Consider the following 26790-nt stretch of genomic DNA (forward strand, 5'->3'; position numbering starts at 1 on the left):
GGATCTCGGTTCAGGCCGCACGGAGGCTCTCCAGGAGACCGGCGATCGCGTCGCCGAGACGCTCGGCATCCCGTGCCAGGCCATCCGCCGCAGTGAGCACGGCGACCGGCGCGGTATCGGTCGCCTCGCCCGCGCCGGCGACCTCTGCGACGCGGGCACCGAGCCGCTCGGCGCCGTCGGCCGCCACCGCGACGGTTTGCACGATCTCCCGAGTCGCTGCACCCTGCTGCGCGACGGCGTCGACGAAGGCGGTTGCCGCCCGGCTCATATCCTCGATCCGGGCTGTGACGCCGGCGATCGACGTTTCAGCCTCGGTGGTGGTGTCCCGGATCTCGGACACGTGCTGGCCGATGACTTCGGTCGCCTGCTTGGTCTGTGCGGCCAGGGCCTTCACTTCGGCGGCGACCACCGCGAAACCGCGGCCCGCATCGCCGGCCCGGGCCGCCTCGATCGCGGCGTTGAGGGCGAGTAGGTTGGTCTGAGCGGCGATCTTGGCGATGACGCCGACCACGTCGCCGATCCGGCACGCGGCACTTCTGAGTGCCTGAACGCGGTCCGTCGTCCGCACCGCTTCGTCCGCAGCGCTGGCGGCGATTGTTGCGGCGGCATCGTCTCGCGCTCCGACCTCTTCGACGGCCGCGTGGAGCACTCCGGCAGAGTCGGCGATCCGTCCGACACTGGTCCGCATCTGCTCGATCACGGCACCCATCGCGGTCGACCGTCCGGCCGCCTCGATCACCGATCGGCTCATACCGTCGGCGGTGCCGCGCAGCGTCGCAGCGGCGGATGCCACGGTCCCCACGATGCCACCGACCGCGTCCTGGAACCGTCCGGTCACCGCGTGGATCACGATGCGTCGCTGCACACCCTCGGCTCGCAACCGAGCGGCGTCCTCGTCGAGACGCGCGGCGTTCCGCAGGGACTCCTGGAGGGTCTTCGTCGCGGCTGCCAGGACGCCGAGTTCGGCCCCTCGCGCGGTCGACGGGATCGTCACGGTGAGATCGTTGCCGACCAACCGCTGCATGGTAGACGCCAGCGCCGTGATCGGTTGCGCGACGCGGCGGAGGGCGAGCCAGATCAGGCCCAGGGCAGCGAGGGCGGCGCTCAACGAGCCGGCCACGAGCACCACGCGAGAGGACGTGCCGACGGCGTCGACGGCTCCGAGTTGCTCGGTGACTCGGGCGTCGCGGGCGGTCAGCATCGCATCGACCGCCCGCGTGAAGGTCAGCATGTCGGCCCGCAGCGCTGTCCCCAGGACCGTGTCGGCGAGGTCGCGTTCACCGGCTCGGTCCAGGGCCGTCACCTCGGCCTCCACGGTGAGGACGTGCTGCAACGCTTCCCACAGGCCGCGCGCCCGATTCAGCTCGTCCGCCGTCCTGATGGTCGGAACGTAGGCGCTCCAGGTCGTGGACAACGCCGCGCGCACCTTCGCAGTCCGGCCGATCTCGTCGCGGCTCGTTCCCGTGGTCGATGCGTCGTCCACCACGCTGTCGAGCGCGCGCAGTTCCTGCGTCAGCTGCTTCATGGTGCCGAGAAGCCTGACAGCCTTCACGTCATCGGCGAGGGAGCGGCTGGCCTCGCTGATCGCGCTGATCTGCCTCGCCGAGATCAGTCCGACCCCGACCAGTAAGCAGATCATCGCTGCCCCGAAGCCGATCAAGATTGTTCTGAGGCGTAAACCGCGACCATAATCGAATGAAACATCGAGAAATGCCATCTACGCAGCCCGAGGTAGAACCTCAGGCCTGCCTCTATTCGATGATCTGCAGCAGATCAATTGCCACGGCGCGGCCGTGAGATGCCATCTCCCAGTCTATAAGATATTAATCGCGGAACGAATTGCAATATATTTCGTAATATAGGCTTATCGGTCAATAAAACATTGCTCAATACGCGTCAAATTAGGCGTCACAGAAATATGTGATTGAATGAGTGGCGAAACCGAGCTCAGTGGGTGGAGCCGGCGGCCAATCGGCCACCGGACACCGCGGGCTGTCACGCCCGTTTTTCCGAGAGGACGCGGCACGGCCTCGCCGGAGGACAGGCACGGATCGTCTGTGGTCGGAGAGGTGGCGGCCTCAGGCCTCGATCGCCGGCCCACAATCAGATCCAGGTAGCAGACGGTGTGCCGCACGGGCGCCCGCGAGGCAGGCGTGAGGGCGTGTCGTCAACGCTCTGCATCGTCCCGCTCGGTCGCGGGTGTCGGGCCGGACGCGCACGATGGCGCGCCGCTCGACGGAGGCGCCGAGGGACATGCCGAGGCTGAAGCAACCGACGAGCGACGCCGCGACGGAAAACGGGTCAGAGCGGCTTGGCTTGCTGGGCGCGAATCCATAGCAGCCCGGCGATGCCCATCCAGGGACACACGAAGACGATGAAGGCGACCAGCCCCATGAGAACCTCCCGGGAGAACGCAGCGGACCTCAGGAAACGTTCAGGGTTTTCGCCGGATCCCGGTCATCGGACACGGCCCGGGCCTGGCGCGCCATCGCGATCAGTTCCGAGGCCGTGAGTCCGCGCGGCGGCGGCGGCTCGGGAAGGTTGCCAGGTGCCGGCGAGCGCGGTGCCGGCGGAAGGGCGGCCGCGCGCCCCGGCCAGAGCCGCTTTAGCCGTCCTGCCTTCCGCAAGCTTCGTTCCGCCACGCATTTGCCTCCCGCGCATCAAGCGCGGTCACGGGTAGGCGAGGGGCTTCACGGTGGTTAGCCGGGTCGAGACAAGGGTCGGAGGCGGGCCCGGCGTCAGGCGTATGCATGCCCCCCTGGGCAGAAGCGGCCGTCGCCCTACCGCTCGCGTTTTTCGGGATTCCCGGCGGTGCGGCCAGCCGGAGACGACGCGACGATGCGCAAGAATCCTTGCAAAGTCGGCTCGCGGGCTCCGGCGCGCCAGGGCCGAACCGACCGCACGACAGGAACGTCGATTGACCGGTGAGCCGATCGATCTTGCAGGTCACCGGCGTTATGGTCCGTAGAGAACCTGTAAATATGAAACAATCCGCAGACTAAACTCGACCTGCAAGCCCTGATATTTCCGGTTTCTGCGTCTGTCGGACGATTTCAGCGATCGAATACCGACCTGAAAATTCCCAGTTGTCGCGGGATATGCTGGGGCTTACTATGTGGCAGATCAGCCCGCACCCATGAGAGGCGGTCGGAGAGTGCGGCGATACGCCAGCCTTCCGGTCAATCGGCTCGCCGAGGCATCATAGCCCTTCCGCGCCGGCACGTGTTCAGATTCGGCGGCCGCCAACTGCTCCTCCCGGCTCGGTTGGACAAAAATCTCGGGCCTGTGATGCTTGCGCGGCCCCCGCGTAGGTAATGTGAGCTAAACGAATCCTCCCGGCTTCCGGCGCTGAAAGAGCGAACATGGCAGAGCCTGAAGCAACGGTCGCCCGCTTGGCGCAGCTCGAAGCGGACAACGCTCGTCTGCGCCGCCTCCTGGACGAATCCGGGACACCGGATGGTCTGCGTCACGGTCTGCGCGACACCTTGGCGATGCTTCGGGCTGTCCTGCGCCTCTCCGCTGAAACCGCTGAGACCGTCGACGGCTACGCGACGCACCTGGAAGGTCGGCTCGACGCCATCGCGCGGGTACGGGTGGCGGCCGACACCTTCGGCGAGGTCAGCCTGCACACGCTGATCTCCGACGAGCTGATGATCCATCTGATCCGCGAGGGCGAGCAGGCGACGCTGGACGGCCCGACCCTGCGCCTCAGGCCGAAGGCCGCGCAGCTGATGGGCCTGGCGGTCCACGAACTCTGCAGCAACGCGGTCGAGCACGGCGCCTTCGGCCTCTCGCAGGGCGGGGTCGACGTCACCTGGTCGGTCGCGGGCGACGGGAAGGCTGCGCCCGGTGATCTGACGATCGTCTGGAAGGAATCCGGCAGCACGGGCGTCAAGCAGCCGACGCGGCGCGGCTTCGGCATGCAGGTGCTCACCGAGATGCTGAGCTACGAGTTGCGCGCCGTGGTCGCGCTCGCGTTCGAGCCCAACGGCCTGCGCTGCACGATCAGCTGCCCGCTCGTCCCGCGGACCGGGCGCCTGGCCGAGGACGAGCGCGCGGACGAGACCGGCGAGACGGGCTGATCCGGCGGCGACCGATCCGCCGGCCTTCAGCCGAAAGCCCGCGCGGTTTCCCGGACCTGGCGTGTCGCCTGATCCGCCCGTGCGCTCGCCTGCGCGATCGTGTTCATCCCGCCGGAGATCGCGGAGACGTCCTGCGCGGCGGTCTGCATGCTGCCGGACATCTCGCGCATCACCGCGGATTGCTCCTCTACCGCCGCCGCGATGGTCGAAGAGGCCGCGTTCAGGGTTCGGATCGTGCCCTGGATCGCGTCGATGGCGTCGACGGCTTCGCGGGTCGCCGCCTGCGTCGAGGCGATCTGGTGACGGATCTGATCTGTCGCCCGGCCGGTCTGGGCAGCCAGGGTTTTCACCTCTGAAGCCACTACCGCGAAGCCGCGACCGGCCTCGCCGGCGCGGGCCGCCTCGATGGTCGCGTTGAGGGCGAGCAGGTTCGTCTGCGCGGCGATGCCGGAGATGAGGCCGAGAACCTCGCCGATCTGCGTGGCCTGATCGCTGAGGCCGGTCACGATCTGACCGGTGCGCCGCGCCTGCTCGACCGCCTGCCCGGCCATGTCGGCCGCATGGCTCACCTGCTGGCTGATCTCGTCCACCGAGACCGACAACTGCTCCGCACCGGTCGCGACCGACCGGATGTCGCCGGAGACGCGGCCGACGCGCGCGACCGCCGAGTCGGCTTGGCGGGTCACATCCGCCACCGCGTCGCCGATAGCGTCGAGATCCTCGCCGATGGCGCGCTGCGCGGCGGCGCGCTGCTGCCGTTCATGGACCTGGGCGGTGATGTCGGTGGCGAACTTCACGACCCGCACGGGCCGCCCATCCGCGTCGGTGATCGGGTTGTAGGTCGCCTGGATCCAGACTTCGCGACCGCCCTTGCCGGTGCGCCTGAACGCGCCGGATTGGAATTCCCCGCGCGCCAGCGCGGCCCAGAACAGGCGGTACCCCTCGCTGACGCGCTCCGCCTCGTCGACGAACAGGCTGTGATGCCGGCCGACGATCTCGTCGAGCCGATAGCCCACGGCGTCGAGGAAGTTGCCGTTGGCGGTGATGATGCTGCCGTCGAGCGAGAAGGCGATGACTGCCTGCGAGCGGTGCAGCGCGCTGATCTGACCTTCGAGATCGAGGGCGCGGAGCTTCTGCGCGGTGATGTCCGTGGCGAACTTCACGATCTTGACCGGCCTGCCGCGGGCGTCCAGCACCGGGTTGTAGGAGGCCTGGATCCAGACCTCCGCGCCACCCTTGGCGAGGCGCTTGTACTCGGCGCTCGCGAAGGTGCCGCGGCGCAGGCTCTCCCAGAATTGCCGATAGGCTTCGCTGTCCCGCTCGGCCGGGGGTACGAACACGCTGTGGTGACGGCCGCGGATCTCCTCGAGCGCGTACCCCATGGCCGCCAGGAAATTCGGGTTGGCGTCGAGGATCGTGCCGTCCAACGCGAACTCGATCGTGGCCAGAGACCGGCTCAACGCCTCGAGCTTGGCGGCCTGATCTCTGCGAACCTTTGCGCCGCCGAACATCGATTCCTCCGCGTCCCGTGACGGGGGTGCGGCCGAAGCGCGCACCTGGGCTATCAGATCAAGATATTCTCGACCCGTGCCGCCCTTTATCGAGCTGGGCGACGTCAGACATCTGTCGAAGCCCGCTTTATCGATGCCTTGAATAGAGTGGCACTCTTGCTCGGCCGTTAAGACGCGCGGTCTGGAGCCGGAGAGACCGCAAAATATGGTCGACCGTGCAGTCCTATTCCACAAACGATGCAGATCTAATTTCGGACCGCGTCCAAACAGTTTAAGTTAAGGTCCAAACTATCCTGCGTTGTGCGTGGCCCGAGGATGTCGGCGCGCTCCTATCCTGCGGTTGTGAATTGGCATCGAAGCGCAGCCTCTCTCGTAACGCGGCCGTGACCGACGACGCGCGGAGTTCGGTAGCGGCATCGTGACGGGATCGGGACCGTGCCGCCCTCGTGTCAGGCAGACCGGCCCGTCCGGCTGATCGTCGCCTCGATGCGGCCGTAGGGCTCGTCGGTCGGCAGGAAGACGGTGCCTGGGTTCTCGAGGCCGAACGGCTTCAGGTCGATCGGCAGGTAATGCTTGTTGGGCATGACGAAGCCGATCTCGGCCAATTCCGGGACGGCCGCCAAGGCCGCCTCACCCATCCGGAACATGCTGTCTTGGATCCCCCGGCTGTAGGTTGTCCCGAAGACGGTCAGGAGCGTCGTCAGGATCCGAGCATTGGCCGCGCCGTGATCCTGCGGGGCCGAGGCCCAGGTCCAGGTCGCATCCATGCTGGTGGCGGCGATGCGGTCGGTCGTGTCCGGCAGGGTCCGGTACTCGTCCGCCACGAAGCCCGTCCAGCCCGACTGCGTGGTCTTCATGAAGGTGTAGCCGCGCAGCCCGGAGCGCAGCGTCGATCCGGCCCGGCTGGCGGCGAGTTCCACGAAGCCGACGCCGTTCCCGTCGCGGGTGAAGGTATGGTCGTGCGGCGCGTCGCCGAGCGCGTGGCGCAGCCACCGGATCTCCTCCGCCTCGATCGCCACGGTCTCGACCTGAGGATAGGTCTCGAGCAGTACCTGCGCGACCGCGGCGACGAAGGCCTCGGCGTCGAGCGCCAGGTCGCGCGCCGCCGTGACGTTGACGATGTTTCGTATGCTGTCGGTGGCGATGGAGGCGCGGTTGTCACCCTCTGTCCAGGCGGCCTCGAAGCGTCCGGTCAGCATGACCGACAGCGTCAGCTCGCGCGGGGTGTGGCGATCTCCATCACGGACGAGGCGCAAGACGCGAACCCGTTCCTTGCCGTACCGCGATGCCGTCAGGGCCATGGGGATCTCCGACCAAGCAGTCGCCGGCCATGTCACGCGAATCCGATTGATCCTAGGCCCACGCGAGCGGGAGCGCCAAGGTTCGCGAAGATCGTCACGGCTTGACCGCGGGCGCATAAGAACGGGCATAGTGGAGGGCCGGGCCGAACCGGCTCCGGACCGGCGAGAGGGCATGGACCTCAACACGATCGAGACCGTCCTCCGGCCGCGGAGTCGGGCCGAGCTCCCCGCCTGGTCGGACGGCGACGCCTGCCTCGGAGGCGGGACGTGGCTGTTCTCCGAGCCGCAGGTCGGGATGCGGCGCCTCGTCGACCTCGCGGCGTTCGGCTGGACCCCGCACGTCATCGACGCGGACGGGCTCACCCTCGCTGCGACCTGCACCATCGCGCAGCTCGACCGGCTCGAGTTTCCGCCCGCCTGGAACGCGGCGCCGCTGGTCGGCCAGTGCTGCCGCGCCCTGCTCGGGTCCTTCAAGATCTGGAACGTGGCCACGGTCGGCGGCAACATCTGCCTCGCTCTCCCGGCCGGCCCGATGATCGCCCTCGCTACGGCCCTGGAAGCGACCTGCACGATCTGGTCCTCGGACGGGGCCGAGCGGCACGTCGCGGTCCACGATTTCGTCCTGGCTCCGCAGCGGAACGCCCTTCAGCCGGGGGAGATCCTGCGGAGCCTGTCGATACCGGCCGCGGCGCTGGCGCGCCGCACCGCCTTCCGCCGCGTCAGCCTCAGCCCGAACGGACGCTCCGGCGCGCTTTTGGTCGGGACGCGCGGCGCGGACAATGCCTTCGCGCTCACCGTCACGGCCTCCGTCAAACGACCGGTCCGCCTCGCCTTCGACGATCTGCCGGGTCCGGCCGAGCTGGCGCGGGCGCTCGACGACGCGATCCCGGACGCCCTCTACCACGACGATGTCCACGGGCGGCCCGACTGGCGCCGCCACATGACCCGGCACTTCGCCGAGGAGATCCGCGGGGCGCTCGACGCGGCGCCGTCGCCGGGAGCCGCGTCATGAAGCTCACGATCAACGGCACCGCGCACGAGGCCGCGCCGCGGGCGGGGCAGTGCCTCCGGACCTATCTGCGCGAGGCAGGCTGGTTCGGCGTGAAGAAGGGCTGCGACGCCGGCGATTGCGGCGCCTGCACGATCCATCTGGACGGCGAGGCCGTGCACAGCTGCCTGGTGCCGGCCTTCCGCGCCGAGGGACGCAGCGTGACCACCATCGAGGGGCTGGCCGGTCCGTGCCGTGCCGACGCGGCCGAGCCGGCGGCGTTCCACCCGATGCAGGAGGCCTTCCTGGCGGCCCAGGGCTTCCAGTGCGGCTTCTGCACGCCCGGCATGATCATGACGGCGGCGAGCCTCGACCAGGGGCAGAAGCAGGATCTCGGCACCGCCCTCAAGGGCAATCTCTGCCGCTGCACCGGCTATCGCGCCGTGCGCGAGGCCGTTGCGGGCAGCGCGCGTTCGGTCGAGAGCGGCGGAAGCGGCGATCCTGTGGGCCGCAACCTCGCGGCACCGGCCGCGCCGCTGGTCGTGTCCGGGCGCGCCCGCTTCACGATGGACGCGCCGCCCGGCGACACGCTCCATCTCAAGGTGCTGCGCTCGCCCCACGCCCATGCCCGGATCGTCGCGATCGACGCGACGGCGGCCCGCGCCGTGCCGGGCGTGGTGGCCGTGCTGACCCATGCCGAGGCGCCGACGCGCCGCTTCTCCACCGCCCGCCACGAGGACGCGCGGGACGACGCCTCCGACACGCGGGTGCTCGACCCGATCCTGCGGTTCGTCGGGCAGCGCGTCGCCGCCGTGGTGGCTGAGACGGAAGCCGCCGCGGAGGCCGGATGCCGCGCCCTGCAGGTGACCTACGAGGTCCGCCCGGCGCTCCTCGATCCGGAGCGCGCCCTGGCGACCGACGCGCCGCAGGTCCACGATCCCCGCGACTGCCCGGGCGAGGACGCCCCGCCCCTCGAGAGTCATCCCAACCTCGCCGGCGAGGTGCACGGCGCGGTCGGCGACGTGGAGGCGGGCCTCGCCGAGGCCGACTTCGTCTACGCCGGGACGTTTCGGTCGCAGCGCGTCCAGCACGCCGCCCTTGAGACCCACGGCTGCATCGGCTGGCGCGCCGAGGACGGCCGCCTGACGCTGCGCACCAGCACCCAGGTGCCGTTCCTGACCCGGGACGCGCTGGCGGACCTGTTCGGCCTGGAGAAGGACGCGGTGCGCGTGGTCTGCGCCCGGGTCGGGGGCGGCTTCGGCGGCAAGCAGGAGATGCTGACCGAGGACCTCGTCGCCCTGGCGGTCCTGCACACCGGGCGGCCGGTGCGCTGGGAGCTGACCCGCCGGGAGCAGTTCGTCGGGACAACGACGCGCCACCCGATGCGGGTGGACGTGAAGGTCGGCGCCCGACGGGACGGCACCCTCACGGCGCTGAGCCTCGACGTCCTGTCCGATACCGGGGCCTACGGGAACCACGCGGGCGGGGTGATCCACCACGCCTGCCACGAGGTGCTGGCCGCCTATGTCTGCCCGAACAAGCAGGTGAGCGGCCGCGCCGTCTACACCCACACGGTGCCGGCGGGGGCCTTCCGCGGCTACGGGCTGAGCCAGACGATCTTCGCGCTCGAATCCGCCCTGGACGAGGTCGCCCGCGCGCTCGGCCTCGACCCGTTCGCCCTGCGGCGCCGCAACGCGGTCAAGCCGGGCGACGCCATGGTGTCGAACAGCCTTGAGCCGCACGACGTGGTGTTCGGCAGCTACGGGCTCGACCAGTGCCTGACCCTGGTCGAGGAGGCGATGCGGGCCGATCCGGGCCCCGAGCCGGAACCCGGCTGGCGCGCGGGGACCGGCATGGCGATGGCGATGATCGACACGATACCGCCGCGCGGCCACCACGCCGACGCGCGGGTCAGCCTGGACGCCGACGGGCACTTCACGGTGCGCGTCGGGACGGCGGAGTTCGGCAACGGCACCAGCACGGTACATCGGCAGATCGCGGCCTCGGCGCTCGGCGCCGCGCCGGAATGCGTCCGGGTCGCTGGCGCGGACACGGATCTCGTCGGACACGACACCGGTGCCTACGGGAGCACCGGCACGGTGGTGGCGGGTCTCGCGACGCTGCGCGCCGCCGAGGCGCTCGCCGTCCGGATCCGCGCGCGGGCGGCCGAGATCGCGGGCGCGGCCCCGGAATTCTGCCGCCTGGCCGGGGCGCAGGTCGAGACGCCGGCCGGACCGGTCACGCTGGCGGCGATCGGTCCCCTGGACGCGACCGGCCGGGCCGACGGCAGCCCGCGCTCGGTGGCGTTCAACGTTCACGCCTTCCGGGTGGCGGTCGACCCGGTGAGCGGCGCGGTGCGGATCCTCAGGAGCGTCCACGCCGCCGATGCCGGGCGGGTGATCAACCCGATGCAGTGCCGCGGTCAGGTCGAGGGCGGCATCGCGCAGGCGCTCGGCGCGGCGCTCTACGAGGACGTCCAGGTCGCCGCGGACGGGAGCCTCGTCACGCAGACGTTCCGCGACTACCACATCCCCGCCTGCGCCGACGTGCCCGAGACCGAGGTCCTGTTCGCCGACACGCACGACAGCGTCGGCCCGCTCGGCGCCAAGTCGATGAGCGAGTCGCCGTTCAACCCGGTGGCGGCGGCGCTCGGCAACGCCATTCGGGACGCGACCGGGGCTCGCCTGACCGCGACCCCCTTCGCGCCCGATAGGATCTACCGGGACGTGGCGGCCGGCCGGGCGGGGCTCGCGTGATGGACCGCCCGCGGGACGCGGTGCCGGCGGCGAGGCCCGGCTTCCTGGAACGCACCTTCCGCCTCGCCGAGCACGGCACCAGCGTGCGCACGGAGGTTCTGGCGGGGCTGACCACCTTCCTGACGATGGCCTACATCGTCTTCATCAACCCGAGCATCCTCGGGGATGCCGGCATGCCCCGGGGCGCGGTTTTCGTGGCGACCTGCCTCGTGGCGGCGCTCGGCTCGATGATCATGGCGCTCTGGGCCAATTACCCGATCGCCCTCGCGCCCGGCATGGGGCTCAACGCCTACTTCACCTACGTGGTGGTCCAGCAGCTCGGCTTCAGCTGGCAGGCCGCCCTCGGCGCGGTGTTCATCTCGGGCGTGTGCTTCCTGATCGTCACGCTGACAGGCCTGCGCGCGCTGATCGTCGAGGGGATCCCGCGCTCCATGCGGATCGCCATCACGGTCGGGATCGGCCTGTTCCTGGCGATCATCGCGCTCAAGAACGCCGGCCTCGTCGCGGCGAGCCCGGCGACCTTCGTCACCCTCGGCGACCTGCACAAGCCCGAGGCGATCCTGGCGGTGCTGGGTTTCCTGATGGTGGCCGTCCTCTCCGCCCGGAAGGTGCGGGCGGCGCTGCTGTCGAGCATCCTCACCGTCACGGCGCTGAGCTTCGTCTTCGCGGGCAACACCTTCCAGGGAATCGTCTCCCTGCCGCCCTCGATCGCCCCGACCCTGTTCGCCCTCGACATCCCGGGTGCCCTCTCGGCGGGCCTGCTCCACGTCATCCTGGTCCTGTTCCTGGTGGAGCTGTTCGACGCCACCGGCACGCTGATGGGCGTGGCGAGCCGGGCCGGGCTCCTGACCGACGGGAAGATGCGCCGCCTCGACCGGGCGCTGATGGCCGATTCCGTCTCGGTCTTCGCCGGCTCGCTCCTCGGCACGTCGAGCACGACGGCGTACCTGGAGAGCGCCTCCGGCGTCGAGGAGGGCGGCCGCACCGGGCTCACGGCCGCCACCGTGGCGGTGCTGTTCCTCGCCTGCCTGTTCTTCGCGCCCCTGGCGGGTGCGGTGCCCGCCTACGCGACGGCGCCGGCGCTGTTCTACGTCGCCTGCCTGATGCTGCGCGAGCTGGTCGAGCTCGACTGGGACGATATCACCGAGGTCGTGCCGGCCTGCGTCACGGCCCTGCTGATGCCGTTCACCTACTCGATCGCCACCGGCGTCTCCTGCGGGTTCATCACCTACGCGGCGCTGAAGCTCTCGGCGGGTCGCGCCCGGGAGGTGAAGCCGATCGTCTGGGTGATCGCCGCGGTCTTCCTGTTCAAGTTCGTCGAGACCGGCGGCGCGCACTGACGGCCGCGCGGCCGCTACGAGCCCGTCGCGGCCGCGTGGAGCGCCGCCGCGTCCCGCGCGGCGCGCATCNGCGGCGCGCATCGCCGCGGCGGCCCCGGGGTCGCGCAGGCGCCGCGCCACGCAGGCCAGCGCGTTCAGAGTCTGGCCCTCGGCGACGGCCGGGAGCAGCAGCAGGACGACGAGGTCCACCGGCCGATCGTCGACCGCGTCGAAATCGATCGGGTCGCGGAGCCGGGCCAGGATCCCGTAGGGGCGCGCGATGCCCTCGAGCCGCGCGTGCGGCAGGGCGATGCCGTCGCCGATCCCGGTCGAGCCCAGGGATTCGCGCCGGATCAGCGCGGGGAGGATCGCCTCCGGGGTTAGGCCGAGGGCGCCGGCGGCGCGGCGCGCCAGATCCTCGAGCAGCGCGCCCTTGCCGGCGGCGCGCAGGCCGACGAGCGCGTCGGAGGGCGCGAGGATCCGGTCCACACTCATCGCGCGGGATCGCGGGCGCTGGGACACATCGGGTCGTCCTCGAGGTCAGTGGGCGGTCGCGCCGCCGGCGCCGCGGTGCGGCGGGGCCGGCTCGTCGTCGGGCGCGCGCAGGCGGTAGCCGACGCCGGTCTCGGTGAGCAAGATCCGCGGCCGCTCGGGGTCCGCCTCCAGCTTCTGGCGGAGCTGGCGCACGTAGACGCGCAGGTATTGCGGGTCGGACGAGGACGGCACCGAGCGCATCAGCTGCGCGTGGGTGAGCACCTTGCCGGCGTGCAGGACCAGGACGCGCAGGAAATCGTACTCGCGCGGCGTCAGCTTCACCTCGGCCTCGTCGACCTTCACGATCCGGCGGACCAGATCGACGGACAGGGTGTCGACGCGGAAGATCGGCCGCTCGCCCCGCGCGGCGAGCTGGTGGCGCATGGCGGCGCGCAGGCGCGCCAGCAGCTCCGCCATGCCGAACGGCTTGGTCACGTAGTCGTTGGCGCCGAGATCGAGCGCCTCGACCTTGCCGCTCTCGTCGTCGCGGCTCGAAAGCACGACGACCGGGAGGTCGGGATGGCTCGATCGAACCGACCGCAGCAGGTCGTGGCCGCGCATGTCGGGCAGGCCGAGATCGAGGATCACGAGATCGACGCCCTCCCGGCCGAGCAGCGCCAGGGCGGTCCGGGCATCGGGCGCCTCCAGGATGGCGTAGCCCTGGGTGGCCAGGCCCATGCGCAGGAGCTTGCGGATCGGCGGCTCGTCGTCGACGACCAGGATCGTGGGGCTCATGCGGCGATGTCCCTGGGCGCGTTCCGGGCCGGAATCGGCAGGCTGACGGTGAAGCAGGCGCCCGAGCGGTCGCGACGGTTCTCGGCCGTGACATTGCCGCCCATCGCCTCGACGAAGCCCCGGGAGATGGCGAGGCCCAGCCCCGTGCCGGCCCGGACCCGGTCGCCCTTCCGGACACGGTAGAACTTGTCGAAGACCCGCTCGACAGCCGCCTCGGGCAGGCCGTCGCCCTCGTCCAGCACGGCGATCCGGACCCGGTCGTCCGCGCGGCGCGCCCGGACCGTCACGGTCGAGCCCTCGGGCGCGTACTTGGCGGCGTTGTCGAGGAGGTTGACCAGGACCTGCTCGAACAGGACCGGGTCGAGCGCCAGCGGCGGCAGGTCGGCCTCGACCTCCACGGCGACGCGGTGTTCGGCGAGGATCTTCTGGGTGCGGCGCAGGGCGGTGTCGACCGTCTCGGCCACGTCCTGCGCGGAGAGGTTCGGCGCCACCGCGCCGGCCTCCAGCCGGGTCATGTCGAGGAGGTTGGCGATGAAGCGGTTGAGCCGCTCCGATTCCTCGATGATCGTGGCCAGCAACTCCGCCTTGGCGTCCGCGGGCAGCGCCGCCTCGAGGTCGCGCAGCGTGCTGGCCGCGCCCAGGACCGAGGCGAGCGGCGTGCGCAGGTCGTGGCTGATCGAGGTGAGCAGCGCCTGGCGCAGGCGGTCGGTCTCGGCCGCGCGCTCGGCCCGGTCGAGATCCTCCACGAGCCGGACCCGCTCGATGGCGAGGGCGCCCATGTCGGCCAGGGCGTCGAGGAGGCGGCGGCCCTCAGGCGACAGGATCGGCCCGGTGCCGTCGGAATCGAGGCCGATCACCCCGATCGTCCCGCGCCCGGTCCGCATCGGCAGGAACAGGCGCTTGGCGCCCGGCAGCGTGTCGGCGCCCCGGCCCGCGGGCCGATCGTTGTCGAAGGCCCACTGCGCGGCCGCGAGATCGGCCTCGTCCAGCATGTCCTCGGGCGGGTAGCCCGCCCGCACCGTGACGGCCTGGCCGTCGGGCAGCAGGAGGACGACGCGCACCTTCAGCATCGCGGCGACCTGGGCGCAGGTGGCCCATAGGACGTCGTCGAGGGTGCCGCAGGCGGCGAGCTTCCGCGAGAAGCCGAACAGCCGCTCGGTCGCCCGAGCCCGGCCCTGGCTGACCACCGCCACGCGGCGGGCGCGGGAGGCGAGGTTCGAGACGAGGACGGCCACCAGGGTGAACAGCAGGAAGGCCGCGACATTTGTCGGGTCGGCGATGGTGAGCGTGTAGACCGGCGGCAGGAAGAAGAAGTTGTAGGCGAGTGAGGCCGCCACGACCGAGGCGAGCGCCGGCCCGAGTCCCCAGCGCACCGCCACCGCCACGACGGCTGTCAGCAGGAACAGGTCGGCGTTCTCGACGCCCGCGTAGGGCTCCGCGACGATGGCCGCGCCGAGCCCCGCGGCGATCGCCGCCAGCGCGATCGCGTAGGGTCGCGCGTCGAATCCCGGTCGCGGCGCGGTCACCGCCACGGCGCGGCGCGGCTGCGTGTCGTCGGGGACGGCCTCGCCGGGGACCACGTGCACGCTGATGGCCCCGCTGCGCCGCACGAGGTCGTAGACCACGGAGCCGTTGACCAGCTCGAACAGCCACGAGCGGTTCGCCTTGCCGACGACGATGTGGTTCACGTTGGCCGAGCGCGCGTAGTCGAGCACGTCGTCGGCGATCCGGCGCCCGCCCGGCAGGGTGACGGCGTCGCCGCCGAGGCGGTCGGCGAGCCGCAGAGCCTCGGCGATCCGATCGCGCTCGGTCTCGCTCAGGGCCGCCGCTCGCGCGCCCTCGATGGAGAGCGCCGTCCAGGGCGCGTGCAGGCGGTCGGCGAGGCGCTTGGCGTGGCGCACGAGGCCGGCGGAGCGGGGATCCTCGTTCACGCAGACCAGCACGCGCTCGCCCGCCGCCCAGGGTCCGGCGATGGCGTTGGCCCGCATGTGGCCGAGCAGCTCGTCGTCGACCCGGTCGGCGGTGCGCCGGAGCGCCAGCTCGCGCAGCGCCGTCAGGTTGCCGCGGGAGAAGTAGTGCTTGAGCGCGCGCTCGGCGTGGGTCGGGACGTAGACCTTGCCGTCCTTCAGGCGCTGGATCAGGTCGTCGGGGTTGAGGTCCACCACCTCGATGTCGTCGGCGCGGTCGAGGACGCCGTCCGGCACCGTCTCGCGCACCCGGATCCGGGTGATCGACGCGACGACGTCGTTGAGGCTCTCGACGTGCTGGATGTTGAGCGTGGTCAGGACGTCGATGCCGGCATCGAGGAGTTCCTCGACGTCCTGGTAGCGTTTCGGGTGGCGCGAGCCCGGTGCGTTGGTGTGGGCGAGCTCGTCGACCAGCGCCAGGGCCGGCCGGCGGGCCAGCAGGGCGTCGAGGTCCATCTCGTGGAGGTCGGCGCCGTGATACGGCACCGACCGGCGGGGGATCGTCTCGAAGCCGTCGAGCAGGGCCTCGGTCTCGGCGCGGCCGTGGGTCTCGACGACAGCGACCACGACGTCGGTCCCGGCCTTCAGCCGCGCGCGGCCGATGGTCAGCATCTCGTAGGTCTTGCCGACGCCCGGGGCGGCCCCGAGGAACACCTTGAGCCGGCCGCGCGTCCGCTCCTCCCGTCGCGCCGCCTCGAGCAGGGCGTCGGGTGAGGGGCGGGTCGGGTCGCGGCCGGTCTCTGGCATGATCCCTCTACTTAGCGCCGTTCAGCGACGGGTGAGGTCGTCGACCGCGAGGTTGAGCGCCAGGACGTTGACCCGCGGCTCGCCCAGTATGCCGAGAGTGCGGCCCTCGATGCGGGCGGCCACGAGATCCCGCAGCTTGTCCTGCGGAATGTTGCGGGCCTTGGCGACGCGGGGAACCTGGAAGTAGGCGGCTTCCGGCGAGATGTCCGGGTCGAGGCCGGACCCGCTGGTCGTCACGAGGTCGACCGGGACCGCCGCGCCCGGATTCTCGGCCTTCAGCGCGTCGACGTCGGCCTTCACCCGCTCGGCCAGGGCCGCGCTGGTCGGACCCAGATTCGAGCCCGAGGAATTGGCCGCGTTGTAGGGCGCCGGCACCGTCTTCGCGGCGTCGGCGGGGTCGGGCGCCGTCGTCGCCGAGGGTCGGCCGTGGAAGTAGCCGGTACCCGTGAAGTTCTGGCCGATCAGGCGGGAGCCGATGACCCTTCCGTCGCGCGCGATCAGGCTGCCAGCGGCCTTGGCGGGGAAGATCGCGCCGGCGAGGCCGGTCATCGCGAGGGGGTAGGCGAGGCCGGTGATCGCCGTCAGGGCGGTGAGCAGGACCAGGGCGGGGCGAAGCTGTTTCAGCATGGCGGGTCTCCGAGGGACCGGTTCAGACGAGGTGGAGGGCGCTGACGGCGAGGTCGATGGCCTTGATGCCCACGAAGGGCACGAGGACGCCCCCGAGGCCGTAGATCAGGAGGTTGCGGCGCAGAAGCGCGGCCGCGCCGACGGCCCGGTAGGTGACGCCGCGCAGGGCGAGGGGGATCAGCGCCACGATGATCAGCGCGTTGAAGATGATCGCCGACAGGATCGCGCTCTGCGGCGAGGCGAGGCCCATGATGTTGAGCGCCTGGAGCTGCGGGTAGAGGCCGAGGAACATCGCCGGGATGATGGCGAAGTACTTCGCCACGTCGTTGGCGATCGAGAAGGTTGTCAGCGCCCCGCGGGTCATCAGCAGCTGCTTGCCGATGCCGACGATCTCGATGAGCTTTGTCGGGTCGCTGTCGAGATCGACCATGTTGCCGGCCTCGCGGGCCGCCACCGTGCCGGTGTTCATCGCGACGCCGACATCGGCCTGGGCGAGGGCGGGGGCGTCGTTGGTGCCGTCGCCGCACATGGCCACGAGCTTGCCGTCCGCCTGCTCCTTGCGGATCAGGGCGAGCTTGTCCTCCGGGGTGGCCTGGGCGAGGAAGTCGTCGACACCGGCCTCGGCCGCGATCGCCGCCGCGGTCATCGGGTTGTCGCCGGTGATCATCACCGTGCGGATGCCCATCTGGCGCAGCTCGGCGAAGCGCTCGCGGATGCCGCCCTTCACGATGTCCTTCAGGTAGACGACGCCGAGCAGGCGACCGTCCCGGGCCACGGCGAGCGGCGTGCCGCCGGCCTTGGCGATCTCCTCCGCGATGGCGCGGGTCTCCCTGACGGCGCCCGTCTCCGGAGCCGGCTGGAAGGCCAGCGCGGCGCTGGAGCCCCGGCTCGCCACCGGCTGACCGGACAGGGACGCGATCACCGCGTCGACCGCGCCCTTGCGGATCGCGGCGCTCTCCAGGTCGACGCCCGACATGCGCGACTGCGCGGTGAACGGCACGAAGGTGGCGTTGAGCGCGGCCATGTCGCGGGCGCGGATGCCGTACGTCTCCTTGGCCAGGACCACGATGGAGCGGCCTTCCGGCGTCTCGTCCGCCAGCGAGGCGAGCTGCGCCGCATCGGCGAGTTCCTGCGCGCTCACGCCGGAGACCGGGCGGAACTCGGTGGCCTGCCGGTTGCCGAGCGTGATCGTGCCGGTCTTGTCGAGGAGCAGGGTGTCGACGTCGCCCGCCGCCTCGACGGCGCGGCCCGACATGGCGAGCACGTTGAAGCGGACCAGCCGGTCCATGCCGGCGATGCCGATCGCCGAGAGCAGCGCGCCGATCGTCGTGGGGATCAGGGTCACGAACAGGGCGACGAGGACGATCACCGGAATCGCGCCGCCCGCGTAGCTCGCGAAGCTCGGGATCGAGGCCACCGCGAAGACGAACACGAGGGTGAGCCCGGCGAGGAGAATGTTCAGGGCGATCTCGTTCGGCGTCTTCTGCCGCGAGGCGCCCTCCACCAGCGCGATCATCCGGTCGACGAAGGTCGAGCCGGCCGCGGCCGTGATGCGGACCTTGATCTGGTCCGAGAGAACCTGCGTGCCGCCGGTCACCGCCGAGCGGTCGCCGCCGGATTCGCGGATTACCGGGGCGGACTCGCCCGTGATGGCGGCCTCGTTCACGGAGGCCACGCCCTCGATCACCTCGCCGTCGGAGGGGATGAGATCGCCGGCCTCGACCAGGACGACGTCGCCGACCTTGAGGGCGGTGCCCGGCACCGTCTCGTAGGCGCGGCCCGGTCCCTTGAGGCGCTTCGCGGTCATCTCGGTGCGGGTCCGCCGCAGGCTGTCGGCCTGGGCCTTGCCCCGACCCTCGGCGAGGGCCTCGGCGAAGTTGGCGAAGATCAGGGTGAACCACAGCCAGAGGATGATCTGGCCGGAGAAGGCGAGGTCGCTGCCGCCGGTGACGAGGTCGCGGGCGAACAGCACGGTGGTGAGGAGAGCCACGACCTCGACCACGAACATGACCGGGTTGCGGATCATGGCACGGGGATCGAGCTTCCTGACGGAGCCGATGAGCGCCGGCCCGACCAGGGCGGCGCTGAACAGGGATGACGTCTGACGAGACATGGGGAATGTCCGGAGGAGAGATGGAAGTGAGGCTGCCGTCCTCGCGAGCGGAGCGAAGCGATCCAGGGCCTCGCCGCGCTCGCGATGACGGTCGCGAAGGCTCAGCCCCAGGCGCCGAGGGTCAGCGAGTGGGCGGCCAGCAGGGCGAAGCCGCCGAGCAGGACGACGCCGAGGAGCGCCAGCACGAGGTCCGACGTCCGGAGGGTCTGGGTTCCGGCACGGCCGGGGCGATACGGCCGACGGTGCAGCACGAGGTGGTGGCGCGCGACGCGCCGGGCGGGGAGGGCGCGCGGCATCTCAGCCCCCCGTCGTGAAGGTCTGGCCGGCCGCGCCCGCGAGGTGCTCGACCACGGGGCCCAGCGCCAGCGAGGGGAAGAAGGTCAGGCCACCGATGATCAGGATCACGCCGACGAGGAGGCCGACGAACAGGCCGCCATGGGTCGGGAACGTGCCCGCCGAGGCCGGGACCGTCTTCTTGGCGGCGAGCGAGCCCGCGATCGCCAGCACCGGGATCTTCACGAAGAACCGGCCGACCAGCATCCCGATGGCGAGCGTGCTGTTGTAGAACAGCGTGTTGGCCGTCAGCCCGCCGAAGGCCGAGCCGTTGTTGGCCGCCGCCGACGTGTAGGCGTAGAGGATCTCCGAGAACCCGTGCGGGCCGGCATTGGCCGGGCCGGCGAGGCCCGCCGGCACCACCGTCGCGAGCGCCGTGAAGCCCAGCATCATCAGCGGCAGGCAGAGGATGCCGAGCATGGCCATCTTCACCTCCTTTGCCTCGATCTTCTTGCCGAGGTATTCGGGGGTGCGGCCGACCATCAGGCCCGCCACGAAGATCGCCACGATCACGAAGATCAGCATGCCGTAGAGGCCGGCGCCGACGCCGCCGATGATGATCTCGCCGAGCTGCATGTTGAGCAGCGGGATCAGGCCGCCGAGCGCCGTGAACGAGTCGTGCATGGCGTTGACCGCCCCGCAGGAGGCCGCCGTGGTGATCACCGCGAACAGCGCCGAGGCGGCGATGCCGAAGCGGGTCTCCTTGCCCTCCATGTTGCCGCCGGTCAGCCCGAAGCTGTTGAGCACCGAACTGCCGTGGGCCTCGGCCCAGTAGGTGACGAGGACGCCCGCGAGGAACAGGATCCCCATGGCGCCGAGGATCGCCCAGCCCTGCCGTTCGTCGCCGACCATGCGGCCGAAGACGTTGGTGAGGGCGCCGCCGATCGCGAAGATCGAGACCATCTGAACGAGGTTCGACAGGGCGGTCGGATTCTCGAACGGGTGCGCGGCGTTGGCGTTGAAGAAGCCGCCGCCGTTGGTGCCGAGCATCTTGATCGCCACCTGGCTCGCCACCGGTCCGAGCGCGATGGTCTGGTGGGCGCCCTCCAGCGTCGTGGCGTCGGCGTAGGCGCCGAGCGTCTGCGGCATGCCCTGCCAGACGAGGAACAGCGTGTAGGGCACGCAGATCGGCAGGAGCACGTAGAGGGTGGCGCGGGTCACATCGACCCAGAACGAGCCGATCGTGCCGGACGACGCGCGGGCGAACCCGCGGATCAGCGCCACCGCCACCGCGATGCCGGTGGCCGCCGACAGGAAGTTCTGGTGCGTCAGGCCCAGCATCTGGGCCAGGTACGACAGCGTGGTCTCGCCGCCGTAGGACTGCCAGTTGGTGTTGGTGATGAAGCTGTTCGACGTGTTGAACGCGAGGTCCGGCGCCACCGCGGCCTGATCGGCCGGGTTCAGCGGCAGCACCGCCTGCAGCCGCAGGATTGCGTAGAGCACCGCGAAGCCGAGCACGTGGAACAGGATGACCGCGCCCGTGTAGGCGAGCCAGTGCTGCTCCTGGCGGTCATCGATGCCGGACACGCGGTAGAGCCCGCGCTCGATCGGTCCGAGCACGGGCGAGAGGAGGGTGCGCTCGCCGGTGAAGACGCGGGTCATGTAGGACCCGAGGGGCTTCACGAGCGCCAGAACGATCGCGCAGTAGAGCGCGATCTGGATCCAGCCGTTGAGGGTCATGGGGGAAGATCCTGCGCGCCGCTCAGAACCGCTCGGGGCGGACGAGGGCGTAGGTGAGGTAGACGAGGAGGCCGGCGGTCACGCAGGCGCCGAGGGCGAGGTCGAGGGTCATGGCGGCCTCTCAGAGCCGATCGCAGGCGGCCGCGTAGCCGGCCGCCGCGGCGAAGAAGGCGAGCCCTCCCGCGAGGAAGAGGATGTCGAGCATGGTGGTCAGGTCCGGTTCGGCGGACCGGACGCGGAGGCTCCGCGACCGGCCTTGGCCGAGGGACAGTGTCGCCGGGAACCGCGTTAGGGTTCGAGCGAGGAGGGGGCCGGAACTTATAAGGGCCGCGTTAGGATCGGGCGCGTGCGCCGAAGCTGGCCCGGAGGCCCGCGCAGGAAGCCGGAACGGTCAGCCACGCCGCGCCCGGGCAGAGGGCGCGCCATCGGGCGCGATCCAGCCGGAGCACGCCGGCGTCGCGGCCGAGGACCCCGCCGTAGCCGAGGCCGCAGACGCCGCAGCGCCCCGCCAGCGGCTCGACGGCGCAGGGAGATGGCGCGGTGCCGGCCATCGACGGCGTGGCGCCACGATCCGCGGGCGAGGCTCCGACGCTCACGGGATCTGCAGGGGTTCGAAGACGTTCAGCGCGAGCAGCGCGAGGGACACGGCGGACCAGCCGCCGAGCTCGACGACCATCAGCGCGAAGACGTGGTCGGCCCTGCACTCGACGAGGATGTGGCGGACGATTCGCATGCGGAAGCTCCATCCGGGCTGGTGCCCGGTGGCGCGACCACGGCCTGATCGGCCGTGAGGGACCAAGACGCGTGCGGGGCGTCCGGCATAGGGATGTCATCAGGACCGGGGGCCGGCGCGCCCGCCAGGCCCAGGAAGCTCGGGTCGAGCTCGTGCAGGAAGCAGGGTGGCGAGCTGTACGAGCCGAACTCCGGGTCGTCGGGGCCCGGCGATGGCGGGACGGGTTCGGGCACTCGAGTCGGATCCGACGGCATCACACGACCCCTCGAAGAGCGTCCCGCCCGTGGCCGGCCCCTCGGGCCGTGCGACGCGCTGGACGCCTGCTTTCGGGCCCGGCCGCGGCGGGCCGGGCTCGGCCTCAGACGGTCGCGACTTCGGGCTGCTCGGCCGAGTTGAACACGACCTCGCCGGTCCGTTCGCAGACCACGCTGACCGACGTCGCCCCGTTCTCGCGCTGCTGCACGGGGAGCTGCGCGAGCGCGTAGGCCGTCGCCGCCTCGAGATCGCACGGCCACAGCTTGGTGAAGCTCTCGCGCTTCCCGCGGCGAAAAGTGATTTTGTAGGCCATCATTTCCTCCGTTTTCACGGAAGATACACCTTCTCAACGTGCCGCGACGGCGTCCCGAGACATGGCACCGATGCGTTCCGGACGGGAATGGCAGCGGCGGACCGACAGACCGGCGATGGACGGCGGAACCGAGACTAGCGCGGGACAGCAGTTCCCATACAGCTTGATCCGCAAAATAGAGCATGTAACGGTGCCGAATAATGAATTGCGTGCCTTCGGGCATCGCACAGATCAGACCTCGCAGGGCAGGCGTCACGCCCTGGCGCATCGGTGTCGGAGTGGTTCGAGGTATGTCCCACACGCCGACCGGATCACCCGACGAGACAGGTCGCGCCGCCGACGCCGCCCCGGGGCGCGGTGCCGGGCGACTGGACGATGCCGGGGTCGCCAAGCAGAAGCTCGTCGAGGCGATCGAGAGCAGCTCCGAGGGCTTCGCGCTGTTCGATCCGGACGACCGGCTCGTCCTGTGCAACGGGCACTTCCAAGATTTCCATCCCGGCCTGTCGGCGATCATCGCGCCGGGCGTGACCTTCGAGGTCATCGCGCGCGCCGTCGGTGAGACCTGCGTCGTCCGCCCGGACGGGATGACCGTCGAGGCCTGGCTCACGGAGCGGCTCGCCCGCTATCGGGCGCCGAGCGGGCCGCTTCTCCAGCAGCGCGTCGACGGGCGCTGGGTCCAGGTCAACGAGCGCAAGACCAACGACGGCGGCGTCGTGGCCGTCTACACCGACGTGACCGAGATCAAGCGCGCCGAGCAGGTGCTCCAGGCGACTCAGGGGCGGCTGACCTACCTGCTGACCGCGTCCCCGTCGATGATCTGCAGCTTCGAGGTGGGCGGCCGGAACGCGCCGACCTTCATCAGCGAGAACGTGCGCGATCTCCTGGGCTACGAGCCGGGCGATTACTTGGCGGGCCCGGAATTCTGGCTGGAGCGACTCCATCCCGACGATCGGGACCGTGTGCTCGCGGAATTCCCGCGCCTGCTCGCGGACGGGCACAACGTCATCGAGTACCGGTTCCTGCACGCGAACGGCACCTATCGCTGGGTCCGGGACGAGCAGCGCCTCCTGCGGGATCCGGGCGGACAGCCCGTCGAGGTGGTCGAGTCGTGGAGCGACATCACCGAGCGCAAGGAGGCCGAGCTGGCGCTGCAGAAGCAGACCGCCTTCGTCGAGCTGCTCCAGGCCGCCGCCGCGGCCGCCAACGAGGCGCCGACGGTCGAGGACGCCCTGCGTTTCTGCCTCGAGCGCGTCGCGCAGCACGCCGGCTGGCCCGTCGGTCACGCCCATATCCTGGCCCGTGACGGGACGCGGGCGCTGATCCCGACCGGCATCTGGCACTGCGACGCCGGCGCGGATGTCGCCCGATTCCAGTCCGCGACGGCCAGCGTGCGGCTTGGCGCGGGGTCGGGCCTCGCCGGCCGCGTCCTCGTCTCGGGCGCGCCGGAATGGAGCGTCGGCGACCCGTCGCTCGCCGCCGACTTGCGCGCGCCGGCGGCAACGGAGGACGGCATCCGGGCGGGGTTCGCCTTTCCGGTCACGGTCGGGCGCGAGGTCGTCGCGGCGCTGGAATTCTTCGCCCGGGAGGCCTCTCCGCCGGACGCCTCGCTGCTCCGTGTGATGAGCAACATCGGCGCGCAGCTCGGCCGCGTGATCGAGCGCAAGCAGGCCGAGGAGACGCTGCGCCAGGCGAAAGAGGCGGCCGAGGAGGCGAGCCGGGCCAAGAGCAGCTTCCTCGCCAACATGAGCCACGAGTTGCGGACGCCGCTGAACGCGATCATCGGCTTCACCCGGCTCGTGATGCGGCGGGCGAAGGATGTCCTGCCGGTCAAGCAGTTCGAGAATCTCGAGAAGATCCTGGCGAGTTCCGAGCACCTGCTCTCGCTGATCAACAGCATCCTCGACCTCGCCAAGGTCGAGGCGGGGCGCATGGAGGTGAAGCCTTCCGACTTCACCCTGGAGCCGGTCCTCGACCTGTGCCTCCGCACGGTGGAGCCGCTCGTCAAGAACGAGGGCGTGCGCCTCGTCCGGGACGTCCGGGACCCGCCCGCGGCGCTCCGCACGGACGAGGAGAAGCTGCGGCAGATCCTGATCAACCTGCTCAGCAACGCCATCAAGTTCACCGAGGCCGGATCGGTCACGCTCCGCGTCCGCACCGTCGACGCGGGTGTGGAGTTCGCCGTGATGGACACCGGGATCGGGATCCCGGCCGGTGCTCTGAACGCGATCTTCGAGGAGTTCCATCAGGTCGACAACAGCGCGACGCGGTCCCACAGCGGCACCGGGCTCGGCCTGGCGATCAGCCACCGCCTCGCCCGTCTGCTCGGCGGCCGGATCGACGTCGAGAGCCGCGAGGGCGAAGGCTCGACCTTCACCCTCACCATCCCGCCGCGGATCGCAGGCGGCGCCGAGGCGCCGCCCCCGAAGCCGGCGCCCGCCGCCGTCACCGCGCCGCGGTCGGGTGCCAAGGTCGTGTTGGCGATCGACGACGATCCCAACGTGGTCTACCTGCTCAAGGAGAATCTCGCCGATGCCGGCTACACGGTCGTCGGCGCGGCGAGCGGCCAGGAAGGGCTGGCGAAGGCCCGGGAGCTGCAGCCGCGGGCGATCACGCTCGACATCATGATGCCCGGCACCGACGGCTGGCAGGTGCTGCACGCGCTCAAGACCGATCCGCTGACGCGGGACATCCCGGTGGTGCTGATCTCGATCGTCGACCAGAAGGAGCTCGGCTTCCGGCTCGGCGCGACCGACTACATCGTGAAGCCGTTCGAGCGGGAGGCCCTGATCGGCGCCCTCGCGCGGATCGCCCCCGACAACGAGCGCGTCCTCGTGATCGACGACGATCCGAACGTGCCCGATCTCGTGCGCCAGCTGCTCGACTCGGAGCGCTGCACCGTCGACTGGGTGGCGGACGGCGCGGCCGGCCTGGAGCGCATCGCGCAGGCCCGGCCGAGCGTCATCCTCCTCGACCTGCTCATGCCGCGGATGGACGGCCTGGCCTTCCTGGACGCCCTGCAGGCGGATCCCGCCGCCCGGTCCATCCCGGTCGTGGTCCTGACCGCCGCGTCGCTGGATTCGGCCGAGCGCGGCATGCTGCGGGAGCGCGTGCTCGGGCTGATCGACAAGGGCGGGCTCGACCGCGCCGCCCTGGTCCGGGAGGTCCGCCGCGTGCTGCCGGTCCTGGAGACCGAGACCGCCGACGGTGACCGATGAGTCCTGAGACGACTTGCCCGCGGCGGCCCGCCTCGTCCGGGATCCGCCCATGAAGCGGATACTCATCGTCGAGGACGTCGCGCTCAACCGCGATCTGCTGACCCAGCTGCTGGAGGACGAGTACGAGATCCTGATCGCCGTCGACGGGGCCGCCGGGGTCGACATGGCGATCGCCCAACGGCCCGACCTCATCCTCATGGACCTGTCGCTGCCGCTCGTCGACGGCTGGGAGGCGACGCGCCGCATCAAGGCCAACGCGACCACCGCCGCCATTCCGGTGATGGCGATCACCGCCAACGCGATGACCGGCGACGAGGACCGCGCGCGGGCCGCCGGCTGCGACGACTTCATGACTAAGCCCGTCGACGAGGACCTGCTCTTCGCCAAGCTGCAGCACTGGCTCGGCTGAGCGCGGCCGTCTCACGCCAGGAAGGGAGGACCCGTGGAGCCAGCCCGCATCCTCATCGTCGACGACGAGCCCTTCAACCTCGACCTGCTGGAGCAGGAGCTGGAGCTCCTCGGCCACGCCAGCGTGCGGGCGGCGAACGGGCGGGCGGCCCTCGATCGGCTGAGCGAGGAGCCGTTCGACCTCGTCCTCCTCGACGTGATGATGCCGGCCCTGGACGGCTACGCCGTGCTCGAGCGGATGAAGGCCCACGAGGCGTGGCGCCACACGCCGGTCGTCATGATCTCCGCCCTGATGGAGATCGGCAGCATCGTCCGGTGCATCGAGCTCGGCGCCTTCGACTACCTGCCGAAGCCCTTCGAGCCCGTGATCCTGGAGGCGCGCATCCGGTCCTGCCTGGAGCGGAAGCGGGCGCACGACCGCGAGGTCGCGCATCTGCGGGCCATCGAGCGCGAGCGCAAGCGCGCCGACGAACTCCTCCACGCCATCCTGCCGGTCTCGGCGGTGGCTGAGCTGATGGAGACCGGGCAGGTCAGGCCGCGCCTCTTCGGCGACGTCGCGGTCCTGTTCGTCGACCTCGTCGGATTCACCACGTGGTGCCACGACCAGAGCCCGGACGTCGTCGTCGCCGAGATCCAGCGCTTGGCCGAAGCCTTCGAGGTCGTCGCTCAGGCGCGGGGCCTCGAGAACATCAAGACGATCGGCGACGCCTTCATGGCCACGGCCAACCTGCTGCGGCCCCACGATGACCCGGTCTCCGCCGCCATCCGGTGCGCCGCCGACATGGTGGCGATTGCGGCGGAAGGACAGCCGGGCTGGCGGATCCGCGGCGGCATCCACATCGGGCCGGTGGTCGGCGGCATCGTCGGCCGGACGAAGTTCACCTTCGACCTGTGGGGCGACACCGTGAACGTTGCCGCGCGGCTCTCGGGCCTCGGAGACGGATGCGCGCTGCACCTGTCGCGCGCGGCCTTCGAGCGCCTGCCGGACCGACGCGACGTCCGGCCGATCGGCGCGGTGACGCTCAAGGGAAAGGGCGCGGTCGACGTGTATTGCCACCCCCTCGCGCCGGGCGACGCAGCCCGGCCCTGACATGCCTCGCGCGGGCCGCGACGCGGCCGCCGCGGACCATTCCGGATTGCACAGCAAGAAGCGGGATGCGGCGCCCCCGCGCG

The 26790-nt window shown here is 70.8% G+C and carries 19 protein-coding genes and 1 pseudogene; 7 read left to right on the forward strand and 13 right to left on the reverse strand.

What is annotated here, in order from left to right:
• Positions 1-10 precede the first annotated feature (10 nt).
• A complete protein-coding gene (locus MOTC310_RS30130) occupies positions 11-1717 on the reverse strand; it encodes a methyl-accepting chemotaxis protein (protein WP_331304417.1) in 1707 nt (568 codons plus the stop codon).
• Between the two features lie 1645 nt (positions 1718-3362).
• Here MOTC310_RS30130 and MOTC310_RS30135 point away from each other — a divergent pair.
• Positions 3363-4082: an HWE histidine kinase domain-containing protein gene (locus MOTC310_RS30135; RefSeq protein ID WP_331304418.1), complete on the forward strand. Its 720-nt coding sequence runs from the start codon at positions 3363-3365 to the stop codon at positions 4080-4082.
• 26 nt (positions 4083-4108) lie between these two features.
• Here the strand turns inward: MOTC310_RS30135 and MOTC310_RS30140 are convergent, their stop codons facing one another.
• Positions 4109-5593 (reverse strand): methyl-accepting chemotaxis protein, encoded by a 1485-nt coding sequence (locus tag MOTC310_RS30140; RefSeq protein WP_331304419.1) that lies wholly within the window; start codon positions 5591-5593, stop codon positions 4109-4111.
• Positions 5594-6042: 449 nt separating this feature from the next.
• Positions 6043-6894 (reverse strand): factor-independent urate hydroxylase, encoded by an 852-nt coding sequence (pucL, locus tag MOTC310_RS30145; protein ID WP_331304420.1) that lies wholly within the window; start codon positions 6892-6894, stop codon positions 6043-6045.
• A gap of 172 nt (positions 6895-7066) precedes the next feature.
• Here pucL and MOTC310_RS30150 point away from each other — a divergent pair, with 172 nt between their 5' ends.
• Genes MOTC310_RS30150 through MOTC310_RS30160 form a run of 3 tightly spaced genes read left to right on the forward strand, consistent with a single transcriptional unit; the run spans position 7067 to position 11978 of the window.
• A complete protein-coding gene (locus MOTC310_RS30150; RefSeq protein WP_331304421.1) occupies positions 7067-7906 on the forward strand; it encodes an FAD binding domain-containing protein in 840 nt (279 codons plus the stop codon).
• A complete protein-coding gene (locus MOTC310_RS30155; protein ID WP_331304422.1) occupies positions 7903-10638 on the forward strand; it encodes a molybdopterin-dependent oxidoreductase in 2736 nt (911 codons plus the stop codon). Before MOTC310_RS30150 ends, MOTC310_RS30155 begins: the two co-directional genes overlap by 4 nt.
• On the forward strand, positions 10638-11978 hold the full coding sequence (locus MOTC310_RS30160; protein ID WP_331304423.1) for an NCS2 family permease: 1341 nt from the start codon (positions 10638-10640) through the stop codon (positions 11976-11978). The genes MOTC310_RS30155 and MOTC310_RS30160 overlap by 1 nt, the downstream gene beginning before the upstream one ends.
• 129 nt (positions 11979-12107) lie before the next feature.
• Here the strand turns inward: MOTC310_RS30160 and MOTC310_RS30165 are convergent.
• The 10 genes and pseudogenes from MOTC310_RS30165 to MOTC310_RS30210 all read right to left on the reverse strand — a co-directional run.
• A pseudogene (locus tag MOTC310_RS30165) lies at positions 12108-12452 on the reverse strand (PTS sugar transporter subunit IIA); the annotation flags it as partial.
• 45 nt (positions 12453-12497) lie between these two features.
• On the reverse strand, positions 12498-13226 hold the full coding sequence (locus MOTC310_RS30170) for a response regulator (protein ID WP_091924434.1): 729 nt from the start codon (positions 13224-13226) through the stop codon (positions 12498-12500).
• Entirely contained in the window at positions 13223-15940 is a 2718-nt protein-coding gene (locus MOTC310_RS30175; RefSeq protein ID WP_331304424.1) for a sensor histidine kinase KdpD, read from the reverse strand. Before MOTC310_RS30175 ends, MOTC310_RS30170 begins: the two co-directional genes overlap by 4 nt.
• 21 nt (positions 15941-15961) lie before the next feature.
• Positions 15962-16567 carry a K(+)-transporting ATPase subunit C gene (locus MOTC310_RS30180; RefSeq protein WP_331304425.1) on the reverse strand — a complete coding sequence of 202 codons (606 nt, stop codon included), beginning with the start codon at positions 16565-16567 and terminating at the stop codon, positions 15962-15964.
• Between the two features lie 22 nt (positions 16568-16589).
• On the reverse strand, positions 16590-18680 hold the full coding sequence (gene kdpB / locus MOTC310_RS30185; protein WP_331304427.1) for a potassium-transporting ATPase subunit KdpB: 2091 nt from the start codon (positions 18678-18680) through the stop codon (positions 16590-16592).
• 101 nt (positions 18681-18781) lie between these two features.
• Positions 18782-18976, reverse strand: coding sequence for a hypothetical protein (locus MOTC310_RS30190; RefSeq protein WP_331304428.1), 195 nt, complete (start codon positions 18974-18976; stop codon positions 18782-18784).
• Position 18977: 1 nt separating this feature from the next.
• Positions 18978-20693 (reverse strand): potassium-transporting ATPase subunit KdpA, encoded by a 1716-nt coding sequence (gene kdpA, locus MOTC310_RS30195; protein ID WP_331304429.1) that lies wholly within the window; start codon positions 20691-20693, stop codon positions 18978-18980.
• A gap of 22 nt (positions 20694-20715) precedes the next feature.
• Positions 20716-20805 carry a K(+)-transporting ATPase subunit F gene (locus MOTC310_RS30200; protein ID WP_020091582.1) on the reverse strand — a complete coding sequence of 30 codons (90 nt, stop codon included), beginning with the start codon at positions 20803-20805 and terminating at the stop codon, positions 20716-20718.
• A gap of 480 nt (positions 20806-21285) precedes the next feature.
• A complete protein-coding gene (locus MOTC310_RS30205) occupies positions 21286-21426 on the reverse strand; it encodes a hypothetical protein (protein WP_331304430.1) in 141 nt (46 codons plus the stop codon).
• A gap of 358 nt (positions 21427-21784) precedes the next feature.
• A complete protein-coding gene (locus MOTC310_RS30210; protein ID WP_331304431.1) occupies positions 21785-21997 on the reverse strand; it encodes a hypothetical protein in 213 nt (70 codons plus the stop codon).
• 287 nt (positions 21998-22284) lie between these two features.
• On the opposite strand from MOTC310_RS30210, the gene MOTC310_RS30215 reads away from it, so the two are divergent.
• From MOTC310_RS30215 to MOTC310_RS30225, 3 genes are read left to right on the forward strand one after another with little or no spacing between them, the layout of a single operon-like run.
• Positions 22285-25209, forward strand: a complete 2925-nt coding sequence (locus tag MOTC310_RS30215; RefSeq protein ID WP_331304432.1) for a response regulator — start codon at positions 22285-22287, stop codon at positions 25207-25209.
• 49 nt (positions 25210-25258) lie between these two features.
• Entirely contained in the window at positions 25259-25618 is a 360-nt protein-coding gene (locus MOTC310_RS30220) for a response regulator (RefSeq protein ID WP_273562083.1), read from the forward strand.
• Positions 25619-25651: 33 nt separating this feature from the next.
• The gene (locus tag MOTC310_RS30225) at positions 25652-26707 is read left to right on the forward strand and encodes an adenylate/guanylate cyclase domain-containing protein (protein WP_331304433.1); all 1056 of its coding nucleotides are present in this window, start codon (positions 25652-25654) and stop codon (positions 26705-26707) included.
• Positions 26708-26790: the final 83 nt, after the last annotated feature.

Origin of the sequence: Methylobacterium oryzae (assembly GCF_036441375.1) — a bacterium.
GTDB classification, from domain to species: domain Bacteria; phylum Pseudomonadota; class Alphaproteobacteria; order Rhizobiales; family Beijerinckiaceae; genus Methylobacterium; species Methylobacterium oryzae_A.

Bases quoted from the DNA above. Each gene is read 5' to 3' on its own strand.
- MOTC310_RS30190 (WP_331304428.1), bottom strand. From the start codon at position 18,976: ATGCCGCGCGCCCTCCCCGCCCGGCGCGTCGCGCGCCACCACCTCGTG.
- MOTC310_RS30135 (WP_331304418.1), top strand. From the start codon at position 3,363: ATGGCAGAGCCTGAAGCAACGGTCGCCCGCTTGGCGCAGCTCGAAGCG.
- MOTC310_RS30205 (WP_331304430.1), bottom strand. From the start codon at position 21,426: ATGCGAATCGTCCGCCACATCCTCGTCGAGTGCAGGGCCGACCACGTC.
- MOTC310_RS30140 (WP_331304419.1), bottom strand. From the start codon at position 5,593: ATGTTCGGCGGCGCAAAGGTTCGCAGAGATCAGGCCGCCAAGCTCGAG.
- MOTC310_RS30210 (WP_331304431.1), bottom strand. From the start codon at position 21,997: ATGATGGCCTACAAAATCACTTTTCGCCGCGGGAAGCGCGAGAGCTTC.
- MOTC310_RS30155 (WP_331304422.1), top strand. From the start codon at position 7,903: ATGAAGCTCACGATCAACGGCACCGCGCACGAGGCCGCGCCGCGGGCG.
- MOTC310_RS30160 (WP_331304423.1), top strand. From the start codon at position 10,638: ATGGACCGCCCGCGGGACGCGGTGCCGGCGGCGAGGCCCGGCTTCCTG.
- kdpA (WP_331304429.1), bottom strand. From the start codon at position 20,693: ATGACCCTCAACGGCTGGATCCAGATCGCGCTCTACTGCGCGATCGTT.
- kdpB (WP_331304427.1), bottom strand. From the start codon at position 18,680: ATGTCTCGTCAGACGTCATCCCTGTTCAGCGCCGCCCTGGTCGGGCCG.
- MOTC310_RS30200 (WP_020091582.1), bottom strand. From the start codon at position 20,805: ATGACCCTCGACCTCGCCCTCGGCGCCTGCGTGACCGCCGGCCTCCTC.
- pucL (WP_331304420.1), bottom strand. From the start codon at position 6,894: ATGGCCCTGACGGCATCGCGGTACGGCAAGGAACGGGTTCGCGTCTTG.
- MOTC310_RS30180 (WP_331304425.1), bottom strand. From the start codon at position 16,567: ATGCTGAAACAGCTTCGCCCCGCCCTGGTCCTGCTCACCGCCCTGACG.
- MOTC310_RS30170 (WP_091924434.1), bottom strand. From the start codon at position 13,226: ATGAGCCCCACGATCCTGGTCGTCGACGACGAGCCGCCGATCCGCAAG.
- MOTC310_RS30175 (WP_331304424.1), bottom strand. From the start codon at position 15,940: ATGCCAGAGACCGGCCGCGACCCGACCCGCCCCTCACCCGACGCCCTG.
- MOTC310_RS30215 (WP_331304432.1), top strand. From the start codon at position 22,285: ATGTCCCACACGCCGACCGGATCACCCGACGAGACAGGTCGCGCCGCC.
- MOTC310_RS30130 (WP_331304417.1), bottom strand. From the start codon at position 1,717: ATGGCATTTCTCGATGTTTCATTCGATTATGGTCGCGGTTTACGCCTC.
- MOTC310_RS30150 (WP_331304421.1), top strand. From the start codon at position 7,067: ATGGACCTCAACACGATCGAGACCGTCCTCCGGCCGCGGAGTCGGGCC.
- MOTC310_RS30220 (WP_273562083.1), top strand. From the start codon at position 25,259: ATGAAGCGGATACTCATCGTCGAGGACGTCGCGCTCAACCGCGATCTG.